Origin of the sequence: Candidatus Pantoea rara, assembly GCF_051136265.1 — a bacterium.
GTDB classification, from domain to species: domain Bacteria; phylum Pseudomonadota; class Gammaproteobacteria; order Enterobacterales; family Enterobacteriaceae; genus Pantoea; species Pantoea rara.
This window is the reverse complement of the sequence record NZ_CP194942.1, coordinates 2,518,965-2,536,740: the sequence shown is the minus strand read 5'-3', so window position 1 is coordinate 2,536,740 and position 17,776 is coordinate 2,518,965. Positions and strand designations below refer to the sequence as shown.

The 17,776-nt window shown below is 52.0% G+C and carries 22 protein-coding genes and 1 tRNA gene; 17 read left to right on the top strand and 6 right to left on the bottom strand.

The genetic code is table 11. The features are described 5' to 3' along the window. The first annotated feature begins 138 nt into the window (after window positions 1-138). The 5 genes from ACR8BF_RS12015 (at window position 139) to ACR8BF_RS11995 (ending at window position 3,962) form a co-directional block, all read left to right on the top strand. A complete protein-coding gene (locus ACR8BF_RS12015; protein WP_434745012.1) occupies window positions 139-282 on the top strand; it encodes a hypothetical protein in 144 nt (47 codons plus the stop codon). 610 nt (window positions 283-892) lie between these two features. After that, a complete protein-coding gene (locus ACR8BF_RS12010) occupies window positions 893-1,474 on the top strand; it encodes a DarT ssDNA thymidine ADP-ribosyltransferase family protein (RefSeq protein WP_434745011.1) in 582 nt (193 codons plus the stop codon). Between the two features lie 82 nt (window positions 1,475-1,556). Next, window positions 1,557-2,453: a macro domain-containing protein gene (locus ACR8BF_RS12005; RefSeq protein ID WP_434745010.1), complete on the top strand. Its 897-nt coding sequence runs from the start codon at window positions 1,557-1,559 to the stop codon at window positions 2,451-2,453. Between the two features lie 944 nt (window positions 2,454-3,397). After that, complete coding sequence (locus ACR8BF_RS12000; RefSeq protein WP_434745009.1) at window positions 3,398-3,637, top strand: DNA polymerase V; 240 nt, start codon at window positions 3,398-3,400, stop codon at window positions 3,635-3,637. A gap of 1 nt (window position 3,638) precedes the next feature. Next, window positions 3,639-3,962 carry a phage repressor protein gene (locus ACR8BF_RS11995; RefSeq protein WP_434745008.1) on the top strand — a complete coding sequence of 108 codons (324 nt, stop codon included), beginning with the start codon at window positions 3,639-3,641 and terminating at the stop codon, window positions 3,960-3,962. A gap of 306 nt (window positions 3,963-4,268) precedes the next feature. Here ACR8BF_RS11995 and ACR8BF_RS11990 read toward each other — a convergent pair whose 3' ends face one another. Continuing rightward, on the bottom strand, window positions 4,269-4,505 hold the full coding sequence (locus ACR8BF_RS11990) for a hypothetical protein (protein ID WP_313701826.1): 237 nt from the start codon (window positions 4,503-4,505) through the stop codon (window positions 4,269-4,271). Window positions 4,506-4,738: 233 nt separating this feature from the next. Here ACR8BF_RS11990 and ACR8BF_RS11985 point away from each other — a divergent pair. After that, window positions 4,739-4,814: transfer RNA gene (locus ACR8BF_RS11985), tRNA-OTHER, on the top strand. Window positions 4,815-4,993: 179 nt separating this feature from the next. Beyond that, window positions 4,994-5,839, top strand: a complete 846-nt coding sequence (locus tag ACR8BF_RS11980) for a substrate-binding domain-containing protein (RefSeq protein WP_434745007.1) — start codon at window positions 4,994-4,996, stop codon at window positions 5,837-5,839. A gap of 31 nt (window positions 5,840-5,870) precedes the next feature. Here ACR8BF_RS11980 and ACR8BF_RS11975 read toward each other — a convergent pair whose 3' ends face one another. Further along, window positions 5,871-6,062 carry a hypothetical protein gene (locus ACR8BF_RS11975; RefSeq protein WP_179896128.1) on the bottom strand — a complete coding sequence of 64 codons (192 nt, stop codon included), beginning with the start codon at window positions 6,060-6,062 and terminating at the stop codon, window positions 5,871-5,873. A gap of 193 nt (window positions 6,063-6,255) precedes the next feature. On the opposite strand from ACR8BF_RS11975, the gene ACR8BF_RS11970 reads away from it, so the two are divergent. Next, entirely contained in the window at window positions 6,256-6,456 is a 201-nt protein-coding gene (locus ACR8BF_RS11970; protein WP_003849972.1) for a DUF6404 family protein, read from the top strand. A 35-nt stretch (window positions 6,457-6,491) separates the two neighbouring features. Here ACR8BF_RS11970 and ACR8BF_RS11965 read toward each other — a convergent pair whose 3' ends face one another. The 4 genes from ACR8BF_RS11965 to ACR8BF_RS11950 form a co-directional block, all read right to left on the bottom strand. Then, window positions 6,492-7,997 carry a SulP family inorganic anion transporter gene (locus ACR8BF_RS11965; RefSeq protein WP_179896127.1) on the bottom strand — a complete coding sequence of 502 codons (1,506 nt, stop codon included), beginning with the start codon at window positions 7,995-7,997 and terminating at the stop codon, window positions 6,492-6,494. Window positions 7,998-8,132: 135 nt separating this feature from the next. Beyond that, window positions 8,133-8,393 carry a biofilm/acid-resistance regulator YmgB/AriR gene (locus ACR8BF_RS11960; RefSeq protein WP_179896126.1) on the bottom strand — a complete coding sequence of 87 codons (261 nt, stop codon included), beginning with the start codon at window positions 8,391-8,393 and terminating at the stop codon, window positions 8,133-8,135. 393 nt (window positions 8,394-8,786) lie between these two features. After that, complete coding sequence (locus ACR8BF_RS11955) at window positions 8,787-9,194, bottom strand: DUF2000 family protein (protein WP_434745006.1); 408 nt, start codon at window positions 9,192-9,194, stop codon at window positions 8,787-8,789. A 41-nt stretch (window positions 9,195-9,235) separates the two neighbouring features. Then, complete coding sequence (locus tag ACR8BF_RS11950) at window positions 9,236-10,084, bottom strand: AraC family transcriptional regulator (RefSeq protein ID WP_434745005.1); 849 nt, start codon at window positions 10,082-10,084, stop codon at window positions 9,236-9,238. 145 nt (window positions 10,085-10,229) lie between these two features. Between ACR8BF_RS11950 and ACR8BF_RS11945 the strand changes: the two genes are divergently transcribed. The 9 genes from ACR8BF_RS11945 (at window position 10,230) to ACR8BF_RS11905 (ending at window position 17,774) form a co-directional block, all read left to right on the top strand. Next, window positions 10,230-10,661, top strand: coding sequence for a MarR family winged helix-turn-helix transcriptional regulator (locus ACR8BF_RS11945; protein ID WP_179896122.1), 432 nt, complete (start codon window positions 10,230-10,232; stop codon window positions 10,659-10,661). A 2-nt stretch (window positions 10,662-10,663) separates the two neighbouring features. Further along, complete coding sequence (locus ACR8BF_RS11940) at window positions 10,664-12,349, top strand: MFS transporter (RefSeq protein ID WP_292990812.1); 1,686 nt, start codon at window positions 10,664-10,666, stop codon at window positions 12,347-12,349. Continuing rightward, window positions 12,346-13,440, top strand: coding sequence for an HlyD family secretion protein (locus ACR8BF_RS11935; protein WP_292990815.1), 1,095 nt, complete (start codon window positions 12,346-12,348; stop codon window positions 13,438-13,440). Before ACR8BF_RS11940 ends, ACR8BF_RS11935 begins: the two co-directional genes overlap by 4 nt. Continuing rightward, complete coding sequence (locus ACR8BF_RS11930) at window positions 13,440-14,822, top strand: efflux transporter outer membrane subunit (protein WP_434745941.1); 1,383 nt, start codon at window positions 13,440-13,442, stop codon at window positions 14,820-14,822. Before ACR8BF_RS11935 ends, ACR8BF_RS11930 begins: the two co-directional genes overlap by 1 nt. 269 nt (window positions 14,823-15,091) lie before the next feature. After that, window positions 15,092-15,478, top strand: coding sequence for a hypothetical protein (locus ACR8BF_RS11925; protein WP_292990818.1), 387 nt, complete (start codon window positions 15,092-15,094; stop codon window positions 15,476-15,478). A gap of 229 nt (window positions 15,479-15,707) precedes the next feature. Continuing rightward, complete coding sequence (locus ACR8BF_RS11920; protein WP_434745004.1) at window positions 15,708-16,439, top strand: beta-ketoacyl synthase chain length factor; 732 nt, start codon at window positions 15,708-15,710, stop codon at window positions 16,437-16,439. After that, window positions 16,432-17,232, top strand: coding sequence for a lysophospholipid acyltransferase family protein (locus ACR8BF_RS11915; RefSeq protein ID WP_434745003.1), 801 nt, complete (start codon window positions 16,432-16,434; stop codon window positions 17,230-17,232). The genes ACR8BF_RS11920 and ACR8BF_RS11915 overlap by 8 nt, the downstream gene beginning before the upstream one ends. 13 nt (window positions 17,233-17,245) lie before the next feature. Continuing rightward, the gene (locus tag ACR8BF_RS11910) at window positions 17,246-17,503 is read left to right on the top strand and encodes a phosphopantetheine-binding protein (protein ID WP_434745002.1); all 258 of its coding nucleotides are present in this window, start codon (window positions 17,246-17,248) and stop codon (window positions 17,501-17,503) included. 16 nt (window positions 17,504-17,519) lie between these two features. Next, window positions 17,520-17,774, top strand: a complete 255-nt coding sequence (locus ACR8BF_RS11905) for an acyl carrier protein (RefSeq protein ID WP_136198985.1) — start codon at window positions 17,520-17,522, stop codon at window positions 17,772-17,774. The last annotated feature ends 2 nt before the right edge of the window (window positions 17,775-17,776 follow it).

Genomic DNA, 17,776 nt, shown 5'->3' with positions numbered 1-17,776 from the left:
ATAATCTCACTAAAGAGCAATTCTTTACCAACTACCCAGCCGTTAAACCTCTGGAACACGTCTCGCAAATATCCAATGTCCGCATGCAGCTAATTAATAATAAAGCTATCCTGAAGCCTCACTTAATCAGGAGGCTCTATGGAAAAGGGATTCGAGGCGCAGGCACACGACGCAGCATGTATGGCTATGGGTGAGGCTGTCTGGGAGCTGGTTGCTGGTGGGGGAGCCAGTGACGCCGGAGAACATTGCCAGCAGAATTCTGGCTCTTTCAGAGCATCGTGATGATCTGGCGACCAGCATTGCATTGTCGGTGCTTTTACAGGCGTAAAAAGGAGGCGGGGCAGGCAATACTGATTCAATCTTGAAAGCCATCAATGTCCGCTTTGTGCCAGAAGCGGACATTGTTTACACCCATCAATACAACGAAAATCCGTACTTATGGGGAAGACTAGAATATCCTTACGATGTTCAATGAAAGCAGCTAAGAGCGCGTATCACCCCAAAAATCTTTGCAGGTGTGACCGTATGAACTGAGGATATTAAAACCTTGCTGTCCAAATTCTCGTTTCTACTGGACTGAAGCTTTATTAATTAAATCAAATTATTAGCGAACATCTCTGTAGCTGGTCGGGTTTCCAGACATATCTGCCTTTTCATTTTGTTCAGCGCACGCACCATTGCCTCCCCAAATTGGCTATCGTAATCACTCAGCGTCAGTAAACCACATTACGATTGTTCTACCATATACATCAATAATGCCAAGTTATACAACGTAAAATTGATAAAAATCAGGCTGTTGGAAAATTTGCAATGCGAATATTCTTAAATTCCTTGACTGTCAATAATGATTAGATTTATAAATGTATCTTCGAATTTAAAAGGATAAACTGAAATGAGTGAAAGGAAAAAAATCGAAGATCAGGCTCTTCTCTATCATTTAACATGTATGGATAATCTGCCTAATATTTTAGATACAGGATTGAGATCTCGTGCGTCAGTAAAAGGCAAGTTTATTGATGTTGCCGACGGAGAGATAATAACAGGTCGCGAAGCTTTAAATTTGCAAACAATGGTTCCTTTCCATTTTTTTACTAAAAATCCTTTTGATGGCAGAGTCCTGAAAGACCATGATAAAAAATCATTTTGTATTATTGCAGTTAGAAGAACGTTTGCCAATAAAAATGGTTGGAAAGTGATTCCTAAACACCCATTGTCCTCCAGTTCTGTTGTAAGCCTTTTAGATTATGACCAAGGAATTGCACAAATTAACTGGGAGCTTATGAATACAAGGGATTATAAAAATCCAGAATGCAAATCCGTATGTATGGCTGAATGTTTATCAAGTGTAACTGTTGAACCGGAGAATTTTTGCTGCATCTATGTCAAAAATGACGACGAAAAAAAACACGTTGAAGACTTGATAAAAAAACAAGGATTAAGTATATTTGTAACAGCCAATTCTTATATGTTTTAAATCTATGATTAAATATGCAAGCGGAAATCTTCTAACTTCTACATCGCAGGCTCTTGTAAATGCTGTAAACTGCCAAGGAGTTATGGGAAAGGGTATTGCTTTAGCTTTCAAAGAAAGTTTTCCTAATAATTTCAAAGTTTATAAAAAAGCTTGTGGCACTGGTGCAATGAAAATTGGACAGGTTTTACTTGTTGAGGAAAAGGGAAAGATAATCGTCAACTTTCCCACTAAGGATAGCTGGAGAAAAAAAGCGACATATGATTTTATCTCGCGAGGTCTTGAATCTTTAGCAAAATGCATAGTCGAAAAAAAAATCACATCAATATCAATACCACCTTTAGGATGTGGTAACGGGGGTCTCGATTGGAATAAAGTTGAGGCTCTTATTTTAAAAACTTTTCAAACTCTAGAAGATGTTGAGGTGGTAATTTATCCGCCCGCTTCTAATAATCAACTTTCAAAAAATAAAAATATTATTAATGCTAAACATCTTCTGGTGCACTATGCCTATGAGAAATTAAAAGTTAAGCAAAAATTCTCTCTTTATACAGTATTTTATATTTGTGAGTGTATTGAGAAGGCAAATCTTTTCTTATTCGAATTTAAACATGGGCGGCCATATTCTTCTGAGTTAGAAAATGTTATGAAGGATATTGCAAACCTTAAAGTGGAGTTGCAGGGCGATTTTGATTCTTTTATTGAAGATTATATTAATACTCATCAATCCAAAGAGTTACAAATAGAATTTGGTAAGCTAATCTCAACTCTAAATCCAAGTATTATTTTGCTCAATGATCTTGAAAATAAGATCGATTATACAGATACCGTAGATGTGATTACGAGAATTGCCAAAGTAAAAGATCATGGTTTATATATTGATGATTTCAAAGAACATAAAAATATTTTACAAATTTTAATTAAAAATGGCTTTATAATTGAAGATATCTTTAACGAATTGAAAATAAAGGGGGGGGCGTAGTACTACTCTGTATTTTTTTGCTAAAATAGCATGGTAATTCCCTCACGTATTATAGTTTCGGCTTAAATCCCTTCAGGAGTATTGTTTGATTAATCAAGCTTTCTCTGAATTGAAGGATCAGATCACGCATGCTCCAGACAACGCAGGTACTCCCTTAGCTAATCAGAATTCAGAGTGCCAGCTGGCACTCTTACAACTATTCTCTTATCAGTTCCGACTCCATAACTTTCTGGCTGGACGACAAGAAAATTCACGTTCCATAAGCGCCATTATGCTAGCTGAAGACCTATTTACCGTCTGTTATTGCACAAGGCAACCCTAAATCTGGTGCAACAAATTATCAGGTGCGGCTTTTATAAACGGTATCATGCTGAATTACTGGATTTGACCTGCTCTACGTTCCTTAATACACCGCGATGTTAATGATGCCTTCTTTAACTACGTGAGGACTTTCTCATAAAGAAGCATTTTTCCGACTAAGAGATTATCAGCTTCCTTCGCTAGGCCAACACCTGAATTTGTGACTAGTAACTCTGCCGCAAACACTCTATCTTTGACGCTACTTTCTTCATCTGGCACAAGAAGTTTGGCGGCATGTAATTCTATGAAGTGAAGCGGCTCAAGTTATAAGAATCCCAGAAAATCTCGCCAGTAACATTTTAACCCCCCTTGTAATTTAATTAAGTCAAATTCCGCTCCTCGCTCTTAGCGGACCTGTGCAGCATTGTAAAAAAAGCCCCGGCGACGGGGCAGATTTTTAAACTGCGCCGATCTGTGCAGGCTGCGGGTATGATTTGAGATTAGTCACCTCTGCCTGACCACACCAACTAAAAATCCCAGCCTCATCAATTTCTTTACAAATTTGTCACCCGCCTCGCCTTGATTAAACCCCCTGTCTGATATTACTGTTTATCCATACAGTATTTGCCGGGGGAGGATTTATTATGCCGCGCGACTATGAAATCAAACACGCATTCATGAACGCTATTAAGAGAGACCCGTCACTGGGAGTCATCGTCACTACTCAGGAGTTTGTCCAACAGTTGGAGAAGCTTAACTGGCATTTCAGCCTGCGGGAGGCTAACCAGTGGATAAAGACAAACACGGTGACGTTCTGCGATGCATCGACGCAGGAGGGTGAGGCTAAGACATACCGGCAGTTCAACCCGAACGGGGGAATATGACATGGGATTTCCATCACCGGCAAATGACTACGTTGAGGGCCGCATTGACCTGAACAAAATCCTGATGCCTCACCCGACTCATATGCTGATGATTGAGACGCCGGTTGGCTTCGCTATCATCGACAGGACAATTCAGGGGCAGACAGGCGACAAAGTGGCATTCCAGCTCGGAGATTATTCACAACTGGGGAAATTGTTCAGAACGGGCATAATCACCCAGGACGGTGAAACAATCGACGGGGATGGTATGGAAGGGATCATCGTGCTGGGTAAAGTCACGGCGGAAATAGTATCCGTGTATGAGCCTGTCAGACCGATAATTTAAGTAAATTTTTTCATAATATGGTCCCATGTCTGCCTCTAACTTGTTGAATCTATTGAGGCCATTTTTGGGACTATATTATGAAAAATCATCTTATGTGATTGATTTATATGATTGTAGCGCCTGATTTAAAATCCCTCGGCTGTAAGGCTGTGCGGGTTCAAGTCCCGCCCCGGGCACCATATTTCTGCCGTAAACAAAAAATAAAAAGTAATATGCAGTGATGTCGTAACCGCCCCTAGGCGGTTTTTTTGTGCCTGCTATCCGGCATGACCTGCACTGGATCTCCCTTCAATCATTTTACCTTCATCACGCTACAGAGCTGAACACCAGTTCATCATCTGTGTCACTGACCAGAACCATTCGCTGCGCCTCTCCACTGGAGGAGACAAACGTTACTTCATGTCCGATGTTGATAGCTTCAAAGGCGTCGGTGGGCTGTGACTGCTTCCGAATCTCCAGTAGCATCCTTGATGAATAGGGTTTGTCACTGACCGTATCAATATGATAATTGGCGGTAAAATTTAGTTCGGGTTGATCAACCACGTAAAATTGTCCTGAAGGCATAGTCTTGACCTCTGCGTAATGTTGGCCATAAGTCCCGGCCAAAACAGGCTACCTGAAATTTAAGGTTAGCTGAATAATCAATGTCGACAGGCGAAGGCACCTCTTTTTTGGTTTTATACGACGGTTGCTAAAAATAGCTGCCGCTTGCGCTTGCCTGATTAGAGTGTGGGACTACTCTTGTTCACACTGCGTGACTTTTCCAGGCACGCTATTCGGGCATGGTATAAAGGTATTACTGCGACTCTTTATGGGTTGACGATGCGGGTTCAAATCCTGCTGCCCGGTCCATCTTCTGTCTCCTGTCCTGTTAATGCCTGTTTCATCCCTGCAGTTCTGCCACTACAAGCCCAGTTACATCTGATTTCACTCATTTTTGCGGCCTGTGTCGAACACTGTAACCTGTTGAAACACGGCGGTTTACCGTAAAGTGGTGGGCATTATTTGTCGTCGCAGAGAATTTCGCACCCATGCTCACACCTTCTACGCCTGACTTAACGCCATCGGCTCTTCCTCCGGTTATCGGCGTTGTCGCCAGCCAGTTGCTCAATCCCTATCAGCAGAAAGTGCTGGACGAGGTCACGCGCCAGCTTAACGCGCACGGTGTTATCACTGTTCTGCTGAATGCAGAAGCGGATACGGCGCTGACAGCACTCCTCCGGCAGGCATCCCCGCTAGCGCTACGTGGTTTACTGCTCTTACCCGGTAACAGGGTAACGGATGCCTGTGATCTGCCGGTACTTGATATTAAGGCAGAGCCTGCACTGCAGGCAGATGCGCTGCGAGCGGGTGAGGTGACAGCAGAGTTACTGATCGCGCAGGGGCACCAGACGTTTGGCTTTATGCAAAGTCAGCCCGGTGAAAGCGCGCAAAAGCAGGGTTACAGCACCACGTTACAGGCGGCGGGCAAGGCGTTGAATGTCGAGCTGACTGCAGAGGGGGACGATCGTGACGGCGCCTATCAGGTGATGATGCACTATCTGAAAAAGACCCGAGCCGCGGAGCGTATTCAGGCACTTTTCTGTGAAAGCGATTTGCTGGCCTTTGGCGCGATGCAGGCGATGCGTGATTTTGGTCAGGGTGCCCATCTGGCGGTGGCAGGATTTGGAGACAGTGAAGAGGCGCGTAGCTCTACCTGGCATCTTACCAGCTGGTCATCTGATATCAGTCAGATTCTGAGCAATGCGATAAATCGCTGGCTGGGGCAACCGGCAGAAATCAGCAGAGGGCAGGGGCAGTTGCAGCGGCGTCACTCCCATTTTGGTAAAATTCGTCCCGGTGAGATGTCAGCCTGCGGCTGCGCCTTTCGGCATTAGCCAGTCTGCCACGCAGACTGGCTGAATAAGGTTACGCTTGTGGTTGTCCTGCCGGACCCATCCCGCCCGGTGCGCCAACCGGTTGCTGCCCACTCGGTGGCGGCGGAGCGGCTTTGCCTGGATGAGGCGGCGGTGGGGCGTCTCTTTCTGGTGGTGGTGGTGCACAGGCGGTAAGTGTGGCAAGGACAGCCAGCGTTGATAACAGGTAAGCAATACGTTTCATCGTAATTCCCTGATCAGTTAAGCGGAAGGTTGAGTATAGAGAATCACCACAAAATCGCCCGGATAAGGCTAAACACCCGGTGAGAATAATAAATGAGTGGTGATTATATGAGACGCCTCGCAACTCGCGCATGCTGGCAATGCGTTTAGGGCAGGAGCAGGCTAAAGTAGCGCTTCATTTAAGAGGAGTCGTTATGAATGGCATTATGAAGTTCGTCCGCGGATGGCTGGTGTTCTCTGTACTGTGGGGCGTATTCATGTGGTTTATGTCATGGCATCAGCAGGGCAAAGAGCCTGGTCTGGCGATTCTGACAAGTCTCTACGCCGGTTTAATCTATCAGGCGTTGATTACTATGGTTGGCCGCTATCGGGCGCGGCGGCAACAGGCTGAGTAAAGTCTGCTGCCGGAGAGGCAGCAGAACGGCGTTGTTTAGCCGAAATTACCGGTCAGGCGCTGATGGAAGTCAGTGCTGCGCGGATCCAGCCCCTCAATCGTTACTTCTGTACCATAACGCTGATAGCGATATTCAATACCATCCAGCGCTGCGACGCTGGATGCATCCCAGATCTGCGCGTGCGTTAAGTCGATAGTCACTTTTTTCGGATCGTGAGCATAATCAAAATGCTCAAACAGATCGTTGCTGCTGGCAAAGAACAGCGGACCGCGTACCTCATAGCGTACCGACTCACCATCTTCACTCAGCTGACGTTCCGCATGTATCACGTGCGCAATACGGCGGGCAAACAGCAGCATCGCCAGGATCACCCCAGCGAGCACGCCCAGTGCCAGATTTCCTGTCCAGACCGTCACTGCCACCGTCAGCACCATAATCAGCGTCTCTGACCACGGCATACGTTTCAGTGTCGCAGGCTGCAGGCTATGCCAGTTAACGGTTTTAACCGCCACCACCATCATGATCCCGGCCAGCACCACCATCGGGATTTGCGCCATAATCCGGCTCAGTCCGGTCACCAGTAACAGCAGTACCAGACCGGCGGCCACGGTTGAAACGCGGCTGCGTGCCCGGCCCAGCTCAACATTCACGATGGTCTGACCGATCATCGCGCACCCGGCGATACCACCATAAAATCCCGCCAGAATATTTGCTACGCCTAAGCCCCAGGATTCACGACGCTTACTGGAAGGGGTATCGGTCAGATCATCGACCAGTTTGGCGGTCAGCAGCGACTCCATCAGCCCGACAAAGGCGATACTCAGCGCGGTGGGCCAGATAATCTGCAGAGTCTGCAGATTAAGCGGCACCAGCAGACTGTTAAAACCGGGCAGGCCGGGACTCATCGGCCCCTCATCGCCCACGTTCGGCATGCGATAGCCCATTAACAGCGCGACGCCTGTCACCACCACAATGGCAACCAGCGGGGAAGGAACACTTTTTAACAGACGTGGTAACAGCAGCACGATTGCCAGGGTCACGGCAAAGAAAATCCACACCAGTGATGACTGGCCCCAGACGTGCGGCACCTGAGCAAAGAAAATCAGCACGCCCAGCGCATTCACAAATCCCAGCATTACCGAGCGCGGGATGTAGCGCATCATGCGAGCCAGACCGGCCACGCCAAACAGAATCTGAATCACCCCGCCCATTACTACCGCGGGCAGAATGTATTCCACGCCGTGCAGATGAACCATTGGCCCGATTACCAGTGCCACGGAACCCGCCGCCGCCGTCACCATCGCCGGACGACCGCCCAGTATCGACAGGGTCAGGCAGAGCACCACCGAGGCGACGAGACTGACTTTAGGGTCGACACCGGCAATAACGGAAAAGGAGATCACTTCAGGGATTAATGCCAGTGCGGTAATTACTCCGGCCAGGCATTCGCGGGTCAATAGCGCAGGTGAACGCAGAACGCGCCCCACACTGATATCGCCCGCCACAACGTCGGTTGCGGCAACATCATTGGTTTGGGTCATAAAGGTTTGCAGGCTCTTTGATTGTTTTGCTCCCGCGCGAGGGGCGGGTAGATTTTGATAATGGTGAGGGGCAGATAGTACCGGGCGACAGGCGAAGATGCCAGAAAAAGGGGGACTCCCTCCATGGAGTCCGACTTACAGTGAGAAATCGTCCGGGGTTTTATGGACCACCAGTTCGAGCAGCTGTCGGTAGTTATCAAGCATCTCCCTGTCACTTTCCAGTTCCAGACGATGAATAAGTTTAGAAATAATGGCTTTATTATTGACTGGCATGCCTGACTGCAGGATTTCTGCAACAAGGATACCCAGCATTTCCATCTCGCTGGCTGGCTTATTGGCCGCAGGGTTAAAATAATCAGCAATTTCCTGATTGGTCCGGGGAAGAATATATTGCATGTGTAAGCCCTTCAGAACAGCCCGATTCCGGTTCGGATGTCAGGACAAAAGCGATCAAAAAAACCACCGCATGGACAGATGCGATGGTACCAGTGTCACAAATTGAGCAAACAAAAAATAACCTCTGAAGGTGGAAATCCACTGACACCTTCAGAGGCGACGCAAGTGCATCATTCGTTACAGAGTCGCATTACAACTCGTGGCAGTAAACTTATACAATGAAAGCCTATCTGTACAATCAGAATCATTGGCAAATTGTGCTATTTTACACTTATCAGCAGGTTATAAGGATTATTCCGAGGCAAAAATTGTACAAATAACCTGTACAAGCTGCGCGGGGGGCGATCTGAGTGGAGAAGGCCGGGAAGCCGTGGTCAGCTTCCAGCAAACAAATCAGCTGAATAACGCCAGTTTTGCCGTCAGCTTACGCAGGGCTTTTTTATCACCGACGATGGCGATTCCCAGCAGGCGCCACTGCTGACGCGGCTGTTGCCGTAGCATGGCGCTAAGCGCCTGATAATCAGTGGTAGACTGCCCCTCTTCCGGAAACAGCACCAGATCATATTCAGCCTGTTCACACTGTTCCCGCAATGCACTGAGCTGTTCGTCGGTTGCGGATAGCACCGGAATACCGGTGGTGATCAAACCGGGACAAGGGCGGCTCTCTGCATCCTCCAGGTTGTCGCCAACCAGCGCGGGATGACGTTGTCCCAGGGTTAAGGCCATCACGGCGGCGGCATTAGTGGCTTTGCCTGGCGGCAGCGTGGCATTCAGTATCATCACACATCGTGGGTCTTGCATTGCGCTTCTCCTGACTTGAAAAGCGCATTGTGACAAGTGGCTTAATCCGGGTCTGGAAGATTTGTGCAGGCGTGCTGATAACGTGCGGGAGAGAGCTGGCAGGCGCGTTTAAACCAGCGGCCAAGGTGACTCTGATCGGCGAAGCCCAGCGCGGCAGCGACATCGGCGACGGGCTGGCCCTGCGCCAGCTGACGACGTGCCTGGCTCAGCCGCCATTGCACCAGCCAGGCGTGGGGCGGTAAACCCCAGTGCGTCTGGAACAGGCGTGATAACCGGAAGCGATCCACCTGCAGCTGCTGCGCCATCTGCACCAGGCCGGGATTGTCGGCATGATGGGCAATCAGCCAGTCACGCGCCTGCAAAGCCAGCCGGACATCTTTATCCATAGGCTGCTCGGGCAGTGACCATTGCTGGTGCGGATTAAGCTGACCGAACATCCGGTCCATCGCCGCCTCTTTGATGATTGCAGGATGGTTGTGCCACAGCGCATCAAACGCGTGCCAGACGGCATACGCCAGCGGGCGGTCGTCGCGCAGCGTGTCGGCAAAGCGTAACTCGTGTGGTATGGGTCCATTCGCCTGTTCTGGGGCAAGGTGCTGCGCAATCTGCTGCGGTGAAAGATAGAGCATCCGGTAGGTGAAACCGCTGTCGTTGACAGCATCACCATCATGTAGCTCCTCCGGCTCCAGCATAAAAACTGTGCCGGGACGGCTCTGATGCTGTTTGCGCCGCGAATGAAACTGCTGTACACCTTGCTCGGTTACGCCAATCAGATAACTGTCGTGCCAGTGGGGATCATAAGCATGGCCGGTAAAGTGGGCGCGCAGGGCCTCGATACCGCTGACGGCATCACGGCGCAGATCAACCCAGTTTGTTGCTGCCTGTTTCATGTTCTCTGGCTCCCGGTTGCGGCCTCTGGACATTCTGCCGCGATCCACTAATTTTTAACAGGCCGGACGCTTTTCATTCGTGTTTCGCTTTGCGTATAATAACGCTTCCAATCCATTAGAACTCTTACTATTAGGCTGCTAACATTTGTCTGAGCATACGCGTACCTTTACCCACTTACTGCACCTGACGGCACATGCCTGGCGCCTGGCGGTAGATCGCCACCTTAAAGATAGCGGCTTAAGCATGAGCAGCTGGATGGCCATCGGGCTGATTGCCAGTGAACCGCAACGCATGACGCAGACGGAGCTGGCGCAGCTGCTGGGGCTGGAAGATGCCAGCATGGTGCCGCTGGTGGATCGGCTGGTGAAACAGTCACTGCTTACGCGGGTACAGCCGCCTGAAGATCGGCGTAAACGTCACCTGGTATTGACTGATAAAGGCAACGAAGCGTTCGCCAAAGTAAAAACCGAGGCTGATGCACTTCGTACTGAAATGCTGGCCGATATTGATCCTCAGGATCTGGCCGTAACTGAGCGCGTACTGCAACAACTGCTGAGCCGCATGGGAAGTATGTAGCAGTGGCAAAGCGAAATCCCTACGCTGCACGCGAGTGGTTGCCGCACGAAAAACCGATGATGCCGGGCTCGCCTTCGACACCGCTGCATTCGATGCCGAAACGCGTGGCCTTTGGTCTGATCGGTTTACTTATTTCGCTAACCGGTGCGCTAAGTAACGCACTGGTCACCGCGAATTTGGTTAACCTGCAGGGCACCTTTGGGGCCTGGTCGAATGAAATTGCGTGGCTGCCTGCGGTCTACGTGATGGGAAACATCTCTATTAACCTGCTGCTGGTGAAGTTTCGGCAGCAGTTTGGCCTGCGTGTCTTTACCGAGGCCTTTCTGGTGCTCTATGTACTGGTGGCGTTCTTTCATCTGTTCGCCAACGACCTCAGTTCGGCGATCATTGTGCGCACCGCTCACGGAATGGTGGCTGCGGCACTCAGCTCCCTGGGTATCTTCTATCAGGTTCAGGCCTGGCCTGCGAAACATCGCCTGAAAGCGCTGGTAATTGGCCTGACAGTGTCGCAACTGGCTATTCCACTGGCGCGCTTATTCTCGTCAGAATTGTTGCAGCTCAACGAGTGGCGTGGCCTCTATCTGTTTGAACTTGGTCTGGCGCTGATTGCACTCGGTGGGGTGCTGATGCTGAAACTCCCGCCTGGCGACCGCTTCAAAGCCTTTGAAAAAATGGATTTTCTTACCTTTATCCTGCTGGCACCCGGCATGGCATTGCTGTGCGCCGTGCTGACGCTTGGCCGTATTGAGTGGTGGTTCACCACGCCGTGGTTGGGTATTTGTACCGCGATTGCTCTGACGCTGATTGTCGCGGCGATCGTCATCGAACATAACCGGCGCAATCCGCTGATCAACACTCGCTGGCTGAGCAGCGGCATGATGCTGCGGCTTGGCATTGTGATGATCATGATCCGTATCGTACTGGCGGAACAGAATACCGGTGCAATTGGCTTTCTGCAGCAGATTGGCCTGCAGAACGATCAAATGCGCGGCCTGGCGCTGGCGATCATGGCTGGGGTTATCGCAGGCATCGCCGCCAGTGCACTGACCATCAAGCCTAATCACCTTAACTGGCCGATTGTCGCCTCGCTGGTCGTGATGATTATCGCCTCGCTGATGGATGCGCAATCCAGTCCGCTGACCCGCGGCCCCGAGATGTATTTCAGTCAGTTTTTGCTGGGCTTCAGCAGTGCCTTTTTCATGGCACCTGCAATGTTAATGGGCATTGGCAGCGTGGTGACTCAGCCGAAAAACCTGGTGAGCTTTGTGGTGCTATTTGGCATGAGTCAGAACCTGGGCGGGCTGATCGGCTCGGCGATTCTTGGCACGTTTCAGGTCTGGCGGGAAAAATATCACTCCAGTCTGCTGGGCGATCAACTCTCCCTGCTCGATCCCAACGTCACCGAACGGCTCAGCCAGTACAATGCGCTGTTTAATTCGCTGGTCGGTGACGACGTTCTGCGCGGCGCGCAGAGCACCAGCCAGTTACAGACGGTCGCCACGCTGCAGGCCAACGTGCTCGCCTATAACGACACCTATCTGTTAACCGCCGCGCTGGCACTGGTCACATTGATGTGGGTGATGTGGCGTTTAACCCGGCGTCGTTACCTGGACTGGCGTCAGGCACAATTTAACCTGCGTGAGCAGCAACAGCTGGCCGCGTTACAGGAATCAACGGAGAAACAATGAGTCAGCAGGATGAGCTTCAGGCGGCAGAACGCGAACGCGCAAATCGCCGCCGTATTCTTTCTATCGCCGCAGGCAGCGGCATTGTGGTGATTGGCGTACTGGTCATCCTCTATGCCTGGCAACTCTGGCCGTTTACCAGTGCAATACAAAGTACCGAAAATGCCTATGTGCGCGGCCAGGTGACCTTTATCAGCCCGCAGGTCAATGGCTATCTCACCTCGGTAGAGGTGATCGATCTGCAGCCGGTGAAAAAAGGGCAGCTGCTGATGACGATTGACGACCGTATCTATCGCCAGCGGGTCCATCAGGCGCAGGCGCAGCTGGCCATGAAGCAGGCGGCACTGAACAATAACCTGCAGCAGCGGCGCAGCGCACAGGCAACCATCGAGAGCAATAAAGCGGCGCTGGAGAATGCCAAAGCCCAGGCGCTGAAAGGTGGCTTCGATCTGAAACGCGTTGAAAATCTCACCGCGGACGGATCGCTGTCTGTGCGCGAGCGTGATGCCGCCCGTGCCGCCAACGCACAGGCGCAGGCGCAGGTGCGTCAGGCTGCCGCACAAATCGCCGTCGCCGAGCAGAATCTGCAGACTGTCATCGTTAACCGTGACGCGCTGGAGGGCGATGTTGAGAGCGCCCGCGCCGCGCTGGAGCTGGCGGAGATCGATCTGGCTAATACCCGGATCACTGCGCCTGACGATGGTCAGCTCGGTCAGCTGTCGGTTCGAACCGGAGCCTATGTCACGGCCGGTACGCGCCTGACCTCGGTAGTACCGAATCACAAATGGATCATCGCGAACCTGAAAGAGACCCAACTGGCCCACATCCGTCCCGGCCTGCCGGTGACGATTCGGGTTGATGCGCTGGATGGCAAACGCTTTAACGGTCAGGTGGAATTTATCTCTCCGGCTGCAGGCTCGGAGTTCAGCGCCATCTCTCCCGACAACGCGACCGGAAACTTCGTTAAAATTGCACAGCGCATTCCTGTTCGCATCCGCATCGACGATCAGGATATGCATCAGCTGCGTCCAGGTATGTCGGTTGAAGTCAATATCGACACCGCCGCCCAGCCGGATGGTGAGGATGGGCGATGATGCGGCGCGGCTTACTGGTAAGCGCGCTCACGCTGGCACTGACCGGCTGCGCCACGCAGGTTGAAAAGGCACCGGCCTCTCTGCCGATCCCCGAGGCCTGGCGCACGAGTGTCGGGCCAACAGCTGCGCCGGAAGCGGAGTGGTGGCGCGCGTTTCATGATGAATATCTCAATCGGCTGGTAACACAGGCGCTGCGTAATAATCCCGATATCCTCACTGCGCGATCCCGGGTTGAGCAGTATCGCGCCCAGCTGCGCGCCGCACAGGGCGATAACTTTCCAGCGCTGAGCGCTGGCGTTGCCGCGACCCGTGAACGTACGCTCTCGTCAGTGACCGGGCAGCCGTATGAAACCGATGTTTTCCAGGGCTTATTAAAGGCGAACTATGAGGTTGATCTCTGGGGCGCGCGCAGCAGCAGCATCTCGGCATCGCAGGCGAGCTTAGCGGCACAGCAGGCCGCCGCGTCTGCCGCTGAGCTGACCATCGCCAGTTCAGTAGCATCGGGTTATCTCAATTTGTGCGCACTGGATGAGCAACTGCGGGTGACGGAAGCGACGCTGGCGACCCGCAACAACTCTCTGAAGCTGGCACAGCGTCAGTTCGAAACGGGCTACACCTCGAGGCTGGAGTGGATGCAGGCCGCCTCGGAATATCAATCGGCTAAAGCGCAGATGCCGCAGTTGCAGCATCAGATCACTCAGCAGGAAAATGCGCTGAGCATTCTGGTGGGCATGAACCCGCGTAGCATTGCCCGTCGTCAGCAGTTCGATCAGATTTTACCGCAGCAGATGCCGTCGCTGTTGCCATCAGAACTGCTTAATCGCCGTCCGGATATTATGCAGGCTCAGCGTCAATTACTGGCTGCAGATGCCAGCCTGGCCTCATCGCGGGCTAAGCTGCTGCCGGGGCTGAACCTCACCGCCACCGGCACCCTGCAGAGTTCGGTGCTGCACCAGTTAGCGGACGATCCGTTCCGGCTCTGGAGCGTGGGTGGCAGCATCCTGGCGCCGCTGCTGAACCGTGAAGCGCTGACGGCGCAGGTTGATGTCTCAATGGCAACGCGCAATCAGGCGCTGTACGGTTATGAAAAAGTGGTTCGCAACGCTTTCTCGGAAGTTAACGATGCAATAGACGCCATCCGGCAGCGTGAGGCACAGCTTCAGGAGCTGCAAAAGCAGGAAGATTATGTGAAAGAAGCGCTGCGCATTGCCCGCAATCGCTATCAGAACGGCTACGCCTCCTATCTGGATGAACTGGATGCGCAGCGAACCCTGTTTTCAACCCAGCTGAACCGGGTGACTGTCAAAAATAACCTGCTACTGGCACAGATCGATCTCTACCGCGCGCTAGGCGGTGGCTGGACATCAGCTTCCGCACCCTGATTGCCCGGGCCGATCCAGCCGCAACCAGAGTTTCTGCGGCCGGGATCGGCCTCTGCGCTGTCGCTTCGACTGCGCATATTGCCCCGCTTTAATTCCCCAAATAACCCCTCAAAACCCATTCATACTTCTGCTTACCTGTCTTTACATTCGATGGTATCATGCGCGGGTTTTAAACCAGTCAGACGGAAAAGCGCACATAAAGTTAAAAAATTGCCAGGCGAGTTATCCGCTTAATCCACTGATATAAATCATAAAAGAAGGGATTCATCATGAATAAAAAGACCATTTTCACGCTGGCCATCGTTGCGGCGTTATTAACCGGCTGTGCGCGCACTGCGCCGATTCACAACGTGAATCAGACCCTCACCCAGCGCTACACCGACAACCAGATGAAACTGGCAATCATTGAAGCAGGTATCAGCCGTAAATGGGTAATGACTCCCGTTTCACCTGGTGTAATCAATGGCCGTCTTGCGCAGCGTGATTTCGTGGCGAATATCCGCATCACCTATACCAGCCAGAATTACCGCATCGATTATGTCAGCAGTGAAAACCTGAAAGCGGAAGAGGGTGAGATTCATAATAACTACAACCGCTGGATCACCAATCTCGACCAGGATATTCAGTTACGACTGTCGGCCCTTGCCGCTCAGTAATGCGTGTGCTGTCGCAATGATTTGCCGACAGACGATCTGAGCATAAAGATCTGCGGCATCCGGCCGACAAATCAGATGAGCTGCTATTGCTGAATCACTGAAGAAACCACTACCGTGAACGCCCGATACGGATCGGCAGAGGTTTCCCGGTACGCACTTTTTTTGCAGAGGGCAGGGGTGACGATCTGATGAACGCCGGCTCCACACGTATGACGAAAAGAGTGTTGAGATGAAACTCGCTTACTCACTGGTCGACTGGCAGGCTCTGGCTCCGGGATTACACGGCGGCGAGGCCTGGCAGGACTGGGCGCAAAAGGGCTTTGCCATCGACCCCACAGAGGCGATGGCAAAGCCGCAATTTTTACCGATGATGACGGCGCGTCGTCTGAGCGGCGGCAGTCGTGCGGCGGTTGAGTGCGGGCTGGCGCTGCTGGCGCGGCAACAGGCAGACGCTATTGTCTTTACCAGCCGTCACGGTGAGCTGGAGCGTAATCTGCGAATTCTCCATACGCTGGCGGATCACCAGTCGATGTCACCCACAGATTTTGCCATGTCGGTTCACAATTCGGCGGTTGGCAGCCTGACGATTGCGGCCAAAGCACCGCTGGTCTCCACGTCAATTGCGGCAGGCATTGATTCTTTTCAGCAGGGATTAATTGAAGTCAGCGCCCTGCATCAGGCGGGCTATCAGCAGGTGCTGCTGGTCGATTTTGACGGCATCGTGCCTGACTATTATTTACCGTGGCTGGCGGAACAGCGCGTGAATTTCTCCTATGCGGTGGCGCTGCTGCTGCGTGCGGGTGAACAGCTCCACTGCACTGGCCGCACTGGCGGAGAGGAGAAGGCTGAAACACGTCTGCCTCAGAGCTTGCGCTTTCTGCAGCAGTGGCTGGCGGCGTCCTCCACCTTCAGCCTGGCAGGCGAACGCCTGACATGGCACTGGGAGAGAAATCATGGCTGATTGTTCGCAACCAGCGCAGTTCGCGGGGCGCCGCGTTAACTATTGCTGGCGGCTGGTGATGACGGCGGTGAGTTTTACGCTGTTTGGCCTTGGCGGGCTGCTGTTATCACTGGTTGGTTTCAACATGCTGCTGCTGGTACAGCGCGATTCGCTGCGTCGCCGCCTGCTGGCCCGACGTGCCATTGCCTTTAGTTTCCGCTGCTTCCTGCGTTTCTGCCGGATGTTCGGCGTCTATGACTACCGTATTGAAGGCGCTGAGCTGCTGCAACAGGATCGCGGATGCCTGATTGTCGCCAATCATCCATCCCTGATCGACTACGTGATGATCGCCTCGGTACTGCCGGAGATGGATTGCCTGGTGAAAGCCGATCTGCAGAAGAACCCTTTTATACGTGGAGTGATCCGCGCCGCCGACTATCTGATCAACAGTGAAGCGGAGACGCTGCTGCCGGACAGTCAGCAGCGACTGGCGCGCGGCGACAATATATTGATCTTTCCGGAAGGCACCCGTACCCGCTACGGTCAGCCGCTGACTTTGCAGCGTGGAGCCGCCAATATTGCGGTGCGCGCCGGATGCGATCTGCGCGTGGTTCACATCACCTGCACTCAGCGTATGCTCGATAAACAGAGTCGCTGGTATGAGATTCCGCCGGTTAAACCGCTATTTACCGTGCGAGTACAAGCGCGAATCGACAGTCAGTCGTTTTGTGAAAGCAATCCCGATGCGCAGCCGCTGGCCGCGCGTCGCCTGACTCGCCATTTAGAGCAGGCGCTGGTCCCCCAGAACAGGTAAGACGAAAACAGGTATGGATTCATTAATTAACGATATCAAACACATGATTATCGACACGCTGAACCTTGAAGATCTTAGCCCCGATGATATTGAAACCGACGCTGCGCTGTTTGGCGACGGGCTGGGGCTGGACTCAATTGATGCACTGGAACTGGGCCTGGCAGTGAAAAATCGCTACGGCGTCGCGCTCTCTGCGGAGAGTGAAACCCTGCGAGCGCACTTCTTTTCTGTTGCGACGCTGGCCGCGTTCGTCAACCAACAGCGCAGCTGAAAGCGGAGACAACCTTATGATGAACAAAGAAGAGATTTATCAGGAAGTGGCTTCGCTGCTCACCAGCCTGTTTGAAATTGCGCCTGAGGATATCCATCCCGAGGCACGTCTGTACGAAGATCTCGAGCTCGACAGCATTGATGCCGTTGATATGGTGGTTCATCTGCAAAAGCGTACCGGCCGTAAAATTAAGCCGGAAACTTTCCGCGCGGTGCGTACCGTGCAGGATGTGGTGGATGCCGTGGAACAACTGATGCGCGAAGACGCCTGATC